The organism is Paenibacillus segetis, from assembly GCF_014639155.1.
Classification (GTDB): domain Bacteria; phylum Bacillota; class Bacilli; order Paenibacillales; family Paenibacillaceae; genus Fontibacillus; species Fontibacillus segetis.
The window spans coordinates 218,263-230,453 of the sequence record NZ_BMFT01000002.1; the positions used below are offsets into that span (position 1 = coordinate 218,263).

Genomic DNA, 12,191 nt, shown 5'->3' on the forward strand with positions numbered 1-12,191 from the left:
CCTTTTTCAACAATATATTGTAATTCAATACATTGTAGGAGGGATAAAAAATAAGAAAAGTTATTTCATCAAGAAGAGGAATTGCTGCTTTAACTCTTAATTCGAGGTTAACAGATCTTGCAGTTTTGAAATCAAGAGATATGAGAGATAACAATTATATTAGCCATACATCCCCAATCTACGGTACTCCACAGCAAATGTTAGATCGGTTTGGAGTTAGCTGGCGTGCTTATGGAGAGAAAATAGTAGCGGGTCAAGCAACACCGGAGGAAGTTATGAGAGTGTGGATAAATATCCCCCTGTCCCACCACCTGCCACACCGCAATGTCTCCTTAGTTCTCCTTCTTCTTCAGAACTCTTCATGAATAGGAAGACACACAGGGTAAAGGCAATATAGATGATGTTCGAATAGACATCCATATAACCAACGATATCTCCCCAGGAAGAGCCACCCGGCTCCAATATAGATAAGAACTGTATTCCAGATTAAGGAACCAAGCGTTGTAAGAGATAGAAATGTAGCAAAGTTCATTCTATACTACCGGCGGGATGGAGATTAAGCTTCTTATCAACAGGACGAACCGATACACAAATATCGCCCATGAGCCATATTTATTAAACAAGCATCCGCCTTATGGATATCTTTGTTCGTTTGTAGCAGTTGCACGCTTCCAACGACAATGGAATTCCAGCTCATTTTTCCTTCTCGAATGCGTACCGTACCTTGGGAGTCAAGCAAATACCCACCAATGCTCACATTGGTGGTCTTTACGATATCGGCAGAAATTTGTTTAGAAGAAGATAGGTAATATCTTTTGGTGAAGAACTGGCACCCATAGGGGTGCTTTTATTTTTCTCCGATCTTTGAAGATTGGATTCAAGAAGCATATGAGCCTAATTGATAGATAGATATAAATCCATCTTTCATTTAACCGATAATATAATATATCATTATTTGAAATATTAAAAATAAATATAGAACTTAGAAGGTGCATAACCATCAGATATGATAAAAAATTGAGAGAATATATAACGGTTCCATCTATAGATCTTGCGCGTTTCCTGGAACTCTCCGTGATGCTGACTGAAATGGTGTACCGTGAGCATCAACGGAATGTGGTGATCGGGTGTCTCAGTCCCGATCATGTAAGTATTCAATGGGAACAAAAGACGGCGTACCTAACCGAGTGCGTGGAAGAGCATACGGCCTACCAGTCCCCAGAGCAGTCGGGGCGGATCAATCGTGTGCCGGATGGGCGCAGCGATCTTTACGCATTAGGCGTCATCCTCTATGAGCTGTTGACTGGTCGATTGCCTTTTTTCCTCGATCGCGTGGAGGATTGGGATACCGCACACATTTATCGAACGCCAGAGCCAATATCTAATATCCGTCCAGATGTGGATGGACCGCTGCAAACTGTTTTAATGAAGCTACTGGCCAAATCGCCCGACGATCGTTATCAGAGCGCTTACGGGTTGCTTGATGATTTGAAGCAGTGCCTTGGGATGCTGAATAGTAATGGTTTGCTAGTGCCATTCGAAGCGGGCCGCTTGGACAGAATCCGTTTGTTGCGGCTATCCGATTCATGGTACGGGCGCAACCCCGCGGTAAAGCAACTAGAAGCCGGCCTTGAGCAGGCTGTTCAAGGCTTGAACGTGTTCCAATGGGTGATGGCCCGGGAGGGTGTCGGCAAAACGACGTTAGTCCGCAGGCTTCAATCCAGTGTCGTTCGAACGGGAGGCTCGTTCGTGGAAGGGGAATGCGAACACTCACGGCGAACCGCGCGGTATGAGCCCCTTCTTCAAGCGATGCGTCAATGGGTGTATCAGCTGTGGAGCGAACCGGTGGACGTTATTGCGACACTGAAGTCAAAGCTCCAAGCAGAGTTCGAACAAGAAGAAGTGCAGACGATCGTCTCTTTATGGCCCGAAGCCAAGCCGCTTTTTGAATGTGAGGTATCGGAGACATTTTTTTTAGATGATGAGAAGGCTTGGGAGCGTTTCGGAAAGCTGTTGCCAGGCTTGTTTCGTTGCTTGGTCGAATGCAAATCCCCACTAGTCTTGTTCATCGATAATCTGGAATGGGCCGATGAATGTACCCTCGAAGTGATTCGGTCGCTTATGGGGGAGGAAATGGTGCCCGGATTATTCCTGATCGGCGCTTGCCGGACAGAAGGGGAGACGGTTCCAGTCTTGGGGGGAGGAAATCCGGGCCAAGCGCCGGGAATTTTCTGGTTAGTCGAGAGATGGCAGACCCATCCGGAGGAGCATATCTCCCTTCAACCAATGGCTTATGAAGACGTAAGGCAATATGTCTCAGATGTTTTGTATGAGGACTCGGCTCGTATTCGTCTGCTGACCCGATCCGTCTTTGATCAGACCGGCGGTAATCCAAGGGCAATACGACTCTTGTTGGAAAGCTGGCTAAAGGAGAAAAGGCTCGGCTTCGACGAGAAACGGCGTCAATGGACGTGGGATCGGGAAGTCATCCGCCAGATGAGTGACTCTGAAGCCAATCTCCATCTAATAGAGGAGGGCTTCGCCAAGCTCCCGATCGATCGAAAGGAACTGCTTGGCATGGCTGCTGCGATCGGTCCTGCTTTTCACTTATCTCTCCTGTCCGAAGCGTGTGACATGGAGCTAAATGCCGTGTTTCGCGAGCTTCAAGAAGCAGAGGCGGCAGGCATGATCTGCCGGGGGGATGAGGCGGAGTGCGGGAACGGAGAGGATAGCATCTATCTATTCGTGCATGATGCAGTGCATCGAATGGCGTATGCCTTCGATTCGGGACATAACGCCGAGCGGCACCGGAAGATTGGGCAGTTGCTGCAACGCCGTTCTCCGGATTGGAACGACGATACGATGCTGACGGCAATCGATCATTATAATCTGGCCATCACGATCCTGTCGGAGCAAGAGAGGCAGCAACTGGCCGAGCAGAACCTTCAAGCGGGACAGAAGGCACTGGCAGAAGGGCGCTATGCGAAAGGGAAACAATATGCTGAGAACGGGCTACGTCTGACCGGAGAAGAAATGCGGTTCAAATCGGGATCACTCGATGTCCAACTGCGGTTGGTATTGGTATGGGCGGAGTACTTGAGAGACCATCTTGAACGTGCGAGAGAACTATTGGAGGATTTGAAAAAAGACGATGGGAAGCTGAGCCGGTCGGAGTGTTTGCAGATTTGGGAGCCCTTGATCCAATTCCATACGTTCGTGGACGGGGAGAAGGCAATCACATACGGGCGAGAGGCGCTTGCGGCTTACGGTTGGAAGCTTAGAGAGAAGACCTCCTTGTTGTTCAGTGGTAAAGAAGTCATACGGACGCAGCTCTTTTTGTACCGAAAGCGCGGTACGCCCCTTCCGTTGTCGGACCCTCACGATGAAGAGTATGAGACATTATGCAGGTTGATGGTACATCTATTTTTTCCGTTGCTCATGCACGATCCGGGGACGCTGCTTGAGCTGTATGCCAGGTTCATTCGTTATGGCCTTCGAAAAGGGGTGAACGAGTCGTTAGCCAACATGATCGGTGCATATGAGCTGATCTTGCAAAGGGTGCTTCCGAAATATGCGCAAGTACCTCCGGCTGCCGAACGGGCTTTCCAGCAAATCGTGAACCCCACTTCGTCCGGAAACACACATTTGTTCACTTCCTTGGGCGGGATGTCCAAGCAATTGGATAAGCCTTGGGAAGCTTCAGATGCGCTGTACAATGCAATGCGTCAAGGGTTGGAATCCGGAGATAAAGACTTTGCCAACCTGGCCATAATTACCTGTCTCGTAACCCATAACGGAGATCTCTATACTTTAAAGGAAATGCTCCGTTATTTCGAGGCACACATGCGGCAGAACGCCAACGCCAAGATAAAGGACATGGTTCGGATAGCCGATGGTTATGTAGCAGCGCTGCAGGACGAGTCCCTGACGTACGGCTTCATTACCATTCCGCAGGCTCCGGACGATGATTCGGAGCAGCAGGACGAGGACAATTACAGCTGCGGTTGCCGGCTTGAAGCGGCTTACTTGTCGGGGAAGTATCGGGAGGCGTTGTACTGGGCGAAAAGGGGAAGGGCCAACGAACTACCATTGGATTGGATACGAATCAGGAAGCAACGCTTGTATGAAGCCTTGTCGTTAGCCGCCTTATTCCCTGAAGCGAACGCGGAAGAACGCAAGCGGATTAGAAAAGTAGTTCGTTCACACTTGCGAAAGATGAAGAGCTGGCGAGGATTCCTCGGTAATGGGACTTCCGCGTATTTGCTGATGAAGGCGGAATGGGAACGAATATCTGGAAACCCGATGGGGGCGTTACGCGAGTATACGGCCGCAACCCAGCAGGCGAGAGCTGAGAAATATGGCTTAATGGAAGGAATCGCATGCGAACGGCTTGCGATTTATTACCGGGATGGTATGATCAGCCGGTCTGGGGCAACGATCGCTATGATGGATGCCTGCGCCGCTTATGCCGACTGGGGGGTCACTTCCAAAGTGACGCATATCAGACGCCGACATGCTGACCTGTTGAATCAGGCTTTCAAGCGGTATGAAGGTCCAGTCTTGCAGGGGGAAGTCGAAAGTGACCGTACTCGTATTGACCTCGGGCTGCAAATCGAACCCATGGAATACAGGGGTTCGAAGAGTGATGACGAATACGAGCTTATACGACGAATCGTCGATGATGCCGGAAAGCCGAAGAAAGCTAATTGGACGGTAAGTCTCCTGGAGGCTGCTCTTCGAGAATCGGGAGCCGACCGGGGCTTCTTACTAAGCTGCCGAGATGACAGGTATGCCATCGAAGCAAGTGATTCGGACATAACGGAGAAAGAAGCGGTGTCCGGGTTATATGCGGAGAGCGTCTTGCGACATGTGACGATGACGAACGAACCGCTTATCCTTGATGACGTGATTCGGAGCTATTGGGTGAAGGATGCTTATATTGAGGCACAACGTCCCCGGTCGATTCTGTGCTTGCCAATCGCAGTTCCGGGAGAGCGTTCTTCCTTCGTGCTCTACTTGGAAAATCGATGGATACCCGATGTATTTACGGATCGGGATGCGAAGGTGTTGGAGATTCTAGCGACGAGAATGATTTATGTCACGTTGCTGGATAACGAAACAGCGGTCGCGGAAGCGACGAAACCATCGGAAGGACTTACGCGATCCGCTCCAAGAGCCGTTCAAACGGAATTCACCGAACCGCTAACTGAGCGGGAGATCGAGATTTTGACGGCAATTGCAGAAGGGTTGTCGAACAGAGATATTGCCGAGCGGTTCGGCATTGCCGAATCGACCGTCAAGACGCATGTGTCCAGAATCATCGGCAAGTTGGGCGTAAAGCGGCGAGGACAAGCCGTTGCTCGGGCCAGAGAGCTGCAATTAATAGATTAACAAGCGAGGAAGCGTGCCTTAATGGACGCTTCTTTTTCGATGTACGTCTTTAGTAGGACTACAATCTCCAATGATTCGCTCTATGATAGTTGGATAGAGTCGAAGGATAGGAGATTTTGTGATCCTTATCGATGCCTAGATGATCTCCATAAGGATTAATTCTTCAACGTCTAAGGACGTTGTTTGCATGAAATCAATCTAGTAACGATACGAAGGAGGAAAAAGAATGCGTAAAAAGGCAAAACAATTTAGGGTCTCTATGCTGGTGTTTCTATTGATAGTGGCACTGCTACCTGGGTTGTCGGGAGGGCAGGTTTATGCGTCATCGAGCGCGGACCTAAGCGACTTGACCTTGTCGAGCGGTACGCTGAGTCCGGCGTTTGGAGCGGGCACGACAAGCTACACGGTTAGTGTGGATAACAGCGTAAGCAGCTTGACAGTAACCTCAACCACAGCTGATCCTACAGCGACGGTGCGTTGAAGGTTGATAAATAAGCTATGATTCGATCTTTTTGCGTAGGCCTGTGGAGAGAGCTTCATTTGGCCTACCGCCCCAAATATGAATGCCAATTGATTTGAAGGAGAATGTACCATGAGCAAAATCTTAATTACGGGTGGTACCGGATACGTAGGAAGCCGTTTGATTAACGAAATAATAAATGAGGGAAAAGAAGCAGTCGTGCTGACTCGTTCGGCGGAGAAAGCCAAAGAGCTGAAATCGAAAGGCGTCGAAGCGCTTGTCGGCGATCTTTTAACAGATGGAGCGTGGCAGGAAGCGGTTAAACAAGCTGAATACGTGATTCATTTGGCGGCACCTCCAACATGGGGAAAAAAAGTAACAAAAAAAATAGCAACTGCCTTCAGCGAGGGACACTATGAGATGACGGTTCGTTTATTAGATCACGTGAATCCGGCAAAAATTAAAAAAATCGTGTATATTGCAGGAACGAGCTTTTATGGCGATACGGGCTCCGATGTTCCGAAAGACAGTGATTACAAAAGTGAGCCGAAAGGTTGGGGACCTTATATTGCAGGTTCTGTTCATGTTCTGGATCGTTATCTTGCCCAAGGGTTACCAATTACGACAGCATTTCCGGCACAAATATACGGACCGGATTCCTGGATGCCTCAGTTATTCATCGAGCCCCTTTATAGGAAGAAGCCTGTATACTCGTTAACAGGATATGAGCCGTATTTCTCTCCCATTCACGTTGAGGACACAGCTCGTGCATGCTTATTTTTAGCAGAGCATGGTAAGGTGGGAGATCGGTATATTTTATGCGATGACGAGCCGATGACTTCCAATGCATTCATGAATTTAATAGAACAAGAATTGGAAATAACGGGGACGGTTCGTAAAATTCCAAAATGGTTATGTCAATTCATTCTGGGACCGGTGTTAACGGAATATGCAACAGCACATACATATTTCACAAACAGAAAACTGAAAGAAATCGGATTTGATTACCGGTATCCGACGGCCAAAGACGGTGTGCCAAGCGTCGTACAAGAGTGGATTTCCAATCAAAAATAGGTCGAATTGTTGGAATAGGGGAACTGACACAAGGGTGATTGAACCCTTCAGCATTACTGGACACAACTGTTTATTCAGAGACCTTGATCAATCTAGTAGCTAATTAATAGCCGAATGTAGTTAAAAGCGTAATAAAGGGTATCCCATTCAGGGATACCCTTCTATTTTGCGATAGAGATGTTAGGGTAATCCTCTCATCAAACTCTAATGTTCCTCCAAAGTCTTTCTCATTCATTATGTTTTAACCTAAGGGTAGTTACAATGAATCTAGGAGGAATGAACTTGAAAAATCTAATGAAGTTTGTGTTGGTATTGAGCTTATCTGCGGTCACTCTTTTCTACACGGGCGGGGGGGATACAGGAACTGCCTCTGCGCGTTCACTGGCTGATCTGGATCTGAATTTCGATCTCGGTCCTGATTTTGATTTCGACCTCAAGCTAGATTCCTCGGATTTGCAACAAGTAGATAATATAGGCACGGGAATAACCATCGATAAAGGGACGACTCGCATGAAGGTAGGAGACAAAACCAAGACGATTTCTGTAATGAACCAAAACGGTACGATTGAGTTTAAGCAAGGCTCTGTTAAGGATGTAGAGGTACAAACGAAAGTGGTTGTGCAAAATGCAACGAAAGAGGAAGCGAAGGTAGTTGCTGACAAGGTGAAATTGCAAGTAAAAGAGGGTACAACTTTGGATATTAAGACCTCCAGCGAGCCATATGGAAGGAGTAATATGTATCGTCCGAGTATCCATTTAACAATTACCTTACCTCAAACTATGAAGTCTGATTTGAACGCTGCGTTGACGAATGGAAATATTTCTTTGTCAAAACTTACTAGCATAGGTAAAATCAAATTAACATCTGAGAACGGGAACCTCACAGCGAAGGGTGTCAGTAACGACATCTCTCTGCAAACGACAAATGGTGTAGTCCAAGTGTCCGATGCGAAGAAAAGTGTTCGCGCTAAGGTTACTAATGGGAACATCGCAGCCAATCGTATTTCGGGAGCACTTCATATGGAGACGACGAACGGGAACTTGTCCTCGGATGGTGCTGTATCATCCATAAAGGCAGTAACTATGGCGGGGAACATTAATATTAAGAGTTCAAAAATTGGCGGCGATTGGGACGTGTCGTCTACCGTGGGGAATGTATACCTAGCTTGGCCTGAGAAAGCAGCGGTGGAAGTCGACGGAACAACGTCCTTCGGAGTAATAGAAACGGATCTTCCGCTAACAGTTAAGAAAAATCATGTAACAGGAAAAATCGGCTCGGGTTCCTATCAAATACACGCGTCCTCCATGGCCGGGTTATCACTAATGAAAAACTAGCTAATTTGCGAAGAGGTGAATCAGGAGTGAAGGAACGGATTTTAATCATCGAAGATGAAATCGCTATGATACGCCTCTTAGAGTTGGAACTCTCTTATGAGGGGTATGATATCACGATTGCCAGCGATGGTCTTGTGGGTGCAGACATAGCCTTAAATGAGAGTTTTGACTTGATTTTACTAGACTTGAATTTACCTGGAATCAATGGAATAGAAGTTTGCAAGAGAATACGTGCGGTGAAGCAGACGCCGATTATTATGCTAACGGCACGAGATACGATAAGCGACCGAGTACGAGGACTAGATATGGGTGCGGATGATTATGTGCCGAAGCCATTTGCGATCGAGGAGCTTCTCGCTCGTATCCGTTCTTTGCAGCGTAGGCTTCAGCTTAAGGGAACAGAGGATGTGCTGTACGCAAAGGATTTGACGCTGAATCTGACGTCGTATTACGTCAGTCGTGCCGGACAAGAGATCGAATTGTCGCATCGAGAATTCGATCTTCTTCGTTGTCTACTCACCAATAAGAATCGGCTGATGAACCGCGAAGCGCTACTCAATCTCGTATGGGGCTATTCCTATGAGGGTGAAACGAACGTAGTAGATGTTTATATAAGGTACCTACGCATGAAGGTAGATGAAGGGTTTGGCGAGAAGCTGATTCATACGGTCCGCGGCAGCGGCTATATTTTAAGGGACTGAAGGTGAGGGCAATGAAGGCATGGACGTTCTCTCGTAAAGTCAGCGCATCGATTGCGCTCACATCCCTGGTTGTTGTGATGGTCGTTAGCGGATTCGTATATGTCACGTTCAAGTATTGGACAGAACGCCAAGAAATCGCTTTGCTGGATGCGAAGCTTAGACAATTCGAACTTCAGATCAGTGAAGTTGGGTTTATACCTTCCTTGCTTAAGCCGGGACTCGGGGAGGGCAAAGGATTAGCGGCTGTATTTAAGCCCGACCTATCTAAATTCTCATCGGAGCTTGATGAAGGGCAGCACCTCCAGATACTAGATTCGCAAGGCCAGGTATTGGCTGAGGTAGGTGTAGGAGATCAGGCAGATAAGGATATCAAGCATAAAGCGGAAAGAGATCTAGATTTACTCGTCTTCGGCTCTGTAAAATTACAGCTTACCGATAGTGGGCATTCGCGAAGCGCGACGGCAGAACGAGAAGTAGGCAGGCTGCTTCTGCTTGGCCTATTAATAGCAGCTGGAATGTCTGTCATTGCCGGGTGGATCGTAGCTCGTTCGGCATTGAAGCCTATCCGTAGCATGATTGGGGAGGTGCGGAACATTGGGGCGAACAGTCTCTCTCAGCGACTGCATCTGCCTGTAGCTAAGGATGAACTCCATCAATTGGCGGAGACCTTCAATAGTTTCCTTCACAAACTGGATGTCTCTTTCGAACAACAGCGCCGATTCGTATCGGATGCCTCGCATGAACTGAAGACACCGATCGCTATCATCGAAGGGCATACGCGTATGATCCAGCGATGGGGCAAAAAGTCACCGGAAGTACTAGATGAATCGCTCACGTTCATGATCGATGAAACCCAAAGAATGAAGGAATTGATCGCCCAGCTACTATTGCTTGCCGAAGCGGAAGAACCAATACAAAGTGATGGAGAAGAAATATGCGATCTTCATGATACATTGAAGGAGCTGATTCCTCAGACGGTACACGTCAATCCCGAAGTAACGCTGGACTATGACGGGAGTCTGAATGAGGAGGAGATCCTGATTCGGATGCCACGGGGCGCCAGTTATCAGGTGTTGCGTAATATTGTAGAGAACGCTCTAAAATATACGCCCGAAGGCGGTACGGTAAGCATTAGACATTTCATGAAGGATGGACAAGTGATTGTTACCGTAGCAGACACGGGGATAGGGATATCCTCCGAGCAACTGCCCCACATCTTCGATCGATTCTACCGCACAGAAGATTCACGGAACCGAGCCCAGGGAGGATCGGGTCTTGGACTTGCCATCGCTAAAGCCATCATGGAGCGTTATGGAGGTTCAATCCTCATTGATAGTGCGTTAGGTCAAGGTACAAAGGTGACTTTACAGTTTGTTGGAGGATAAAAGATGGAAAGCCGCGACATTTTAGGGGATTCACCCTCAAAATGTCGCGGCTTCTTCTGATTCATTCCCGGTTATTCCGGAGTATTCGTCGTATGATTTAAATTAAAAGTTACAATTTTAATCAATTGTTCTGCCATATACTCAGAAGTATATTTGAATCCGCCCCTCACCCATTCCATAATCAATCCAAAGAGAGCATAGGCACTATAACTGGAGAACAAATCGGAATTTATGTCCTCATTAACAGCAGTTATATCCTCTGAATTATACTGTACTAGTTGTTTTAATATGTCACAGATTTTATTTTGAAATCCCGGTAACACATTCGAGTTTACAATGATCAAGTAAAAGTTGGAATAAGAAGCAACATGCTCAAAAATTCTTATGGAGGAAGCTGTAAGCTCGCTAACCTTCAGTTTATCAGTATGAAGATAAGGCTCCTTATACGATTTAACTAAATCGTCCATGACGTCGTCAATCAATTCAGTTAGAAGTTCTTCTTTAGTTTGATAGTGTTTATAAAATGTTCCTCGGTTTAAATCCGCGCAATTAACAATATCGGTTATCGTAATTTTTTGGAAGCTTTTCTTCTCTATAAGGGATATCAAGGCGTTTTTTAATTCTTTTTTCGATTTATTAGTTCTTCGATTATCCTTTTGCAACAGACCACCACCTAAATGTCTATTAGCCAATCCGATTTGAACAGATTGTTGAATAAATATATGTTTATCAACATTTAGTATAGCATTTGCTTATTGATACACAAATTTCAAAGGATTACACTAAAAACGTACAAATAATTAACCTGTTATTGTGATAAACATCATTTCATTTTTCGATAATAAATAAATCAAAGGAGACTAAGAAAATGAAACTACAAAACAAAGTTGCAGTTGTAACAGGGGCCGCATCAGGCATGGGGAAATCTATTGCAGAATTGTATGCTAAAGAGGGTGCGAAAGTCATTGTAGCTGATCTTAATATAGAAGGTGCAGAAGTAGTTGCCCAAGAAATTATTAGCAATGGCGGAGTAGCAAAAGCAATTCAAGTAAATGTTGCAAAATTAGAAGATATCGAAAATATGATTGATACAGCAGTAAGCGAATATGGAACTTTAGATATTCTCGTTAATAATGCCGGTATTATGGATGGTTTTGAACCAGTTGGCGATATCAATGATGAAAGATGGGATCTAATATTTGATATTAATACCAAAAGTGTCATGCGTGCTATTCGTAAAGCACTACCCATCTTCTTGGAAAAAGGAGCAGGTGTTATCGTGAATACCGCTTCTACTGGCGGATTGAACGGGGCACATGCAGGTGCTACATATACTGCATCCAAACATGCCGTTGTTGGTTTGACGAAAAATACAGGATTTATGTATGCAAGTAAAGGGATTCGTTGTAATGCAATCGCACCTGGTGCTACAATGACTAATATTGGAGCATCTATGAAAAATATAAATGAATTCGGCATGAGCCGTACTCAATTATCACAAGCCGTGATCCCTCGTGCGGGTTCACCAGAAGAAATTGCTAAGGTTGCTTTATTCTTAGCTTCAGATGATTCCAGCTTTGTAAATGGAACAGTTATAACTGCGGATGCTGGTTGGACTTCTGCATTTTAATTCATTTTATTATAGAACTCCGTTAGAGCTAGATCTAACGGAGTTTTTTATACAGTAAAAACGGAAGAGCGGGTTAGACAAACAATTATAATAGGAATAATATAAGCTTTGAAGGTTACATACAAACAGGAGCCTGTGCAAGGCCTCATTTAATACAACGCTTCTTGAGCAGGCCAAGCATTTCTTACCCAACGATTTCGAGTTTACCTTGGCAG

Annotated in this window: 9 protein-coding genes; 8 read left to right on the forward strand and 1 reads right to left on the reverse strand. The window is 46.0% G+C overall.

From position 1 onward, the window contains the following. The first annotated feature begins 80 nt into the window (after nucleotides 1-80). The 7 genes from IEW05_RS26025 to IEW05_RS17235 all read left to right on the forward strand — a co-directional run bounded on the left by IEW05_RS26025 (nucleotide 81) and on the right by IEW05_RS17235 (nucleotide 10,346). Nucleotides 81-365 carry a CAP domain-containing protein gene (locus IEW05_RS26025; RefSeq protein WP_308420448.1) on the forward strand — a complete coding sequence of 95 codons (285 nt, stop codon included), beginning with the start codon at nucleotides 81-83 and terminating at the stop codon, nucleotides 363-365. A 934-nt stretch (nucleotides 366-1,299) separates the two neighbouring features. After that, entirely contained in the window at nucleotides 1,300-5,391 is a 4,092-nt protein-coding gene (locus tag IEW05_RS17210; RefSeq protein WP_194434135.1) for a helix-turn-helix transcriptional regulator, read from the forward strand. A gap of 226 nt (nucleotides 5,392-5,617) precedes the next feature. Beyond that, nucleotides 5,618-5,872: a cadherin-like beta sandwich domain-containing protein gene (locus tag IEW05_RS17215; RefSeq protein ID WP_188541086.1), complete on the forward strand. Its 255-nt coding sequence runs from the start codon at nucleotides 5,618-5,620 to the stop codon at nucleotides 5,870-5,872. Between the two features lie 111 nt (nucleotides 5,873-5,983). Continuing rightward, a complete protein-coding gene (locus IEW05_RS17220; RefSeq protein ID WP_188541087.1) occupies nucleotides 5,984-6,925 on the forward strand; it encodes an NAD-dependent epimerase/dehydratase family protein in 942 nt (313 codons plus the stop codon). 282 nt (nucleotides 6,926-7,207) lie between these two features. Next, nucleotides 7,208-8,260, forward strand: a complete 1,053-nt coding sequence (locus tag IEW05_RS17225; protein ID WP_188541088.1) for a DUF4097 family beta strand repeat-containing protein — start codon at nucleotides 7,208-7,210, stop codon at nucleotides 8,258-8,260. A 26-nt stretch (nucleotides 8,261-8,286) separates the two neighbouring features. Then, nucleotides 8,287-8,961 (forward strand): response regulator transcription factor, encoded by a 675-nt coding sequence (locus IEW05_RS17230; protein WP_188541089.1) that lies wholly within the window; start codon nucleotides 8,287-8,289, stop codon nucleotides 8,959-8,961. 11 nt (nucleotides 8,962-8,972) lie between these two features. Then, nucleotides 8,973-10,346 (forward strand): HAMP domain-containing sensor histidine kinase, encoded by a 1,374-nt coding sequence (locus IEW05_RS17235; RefSeq protein WP_188541090.1) that lies wholly within the window; start codon nucleotides 8,973-8,975, stop codon nucleotides 10,344-10,346. Nucleotides 10,347-10,417: 71 nt separating this feature from the next. Here the strand turns inward: IEW05_RS17235 and IEW05_RS17240 are convergent, their stop codons facing one another. Next, the gene (locus IEW05_RS17240; RefSeq protein ID WP_188541091.1) at nucleotides 10,418-11,008 is read right to left on the reverse strand and encodes a TetR/AcrR family transcriptional regulator; all 591 of its coding nucleotides are present in this window, start codon (nucleotides 11,006-11,008) and stop codon (nucleotides 10,418-10,420) included. A gap of 206 nt (nucleotides 11,009-11,214) precedes the next feature. Between IEW05_RS17240 and IEW05_RS17245 the strand changes: the two genes are divergently transcribed. Then, complete coding sequence (locus IEW05_RS17245; protein ID WP_188541092.1) at nucleotides 11,215-11,976, forward strand: SDR family oxidoreductase; 762 nt, start codon at nucleotides 11,215-11,217, stop codon at nucleotides 11,974-11,976. Nucleotides 11,977-12,191 lie beyond the last annotated feature (215 nt).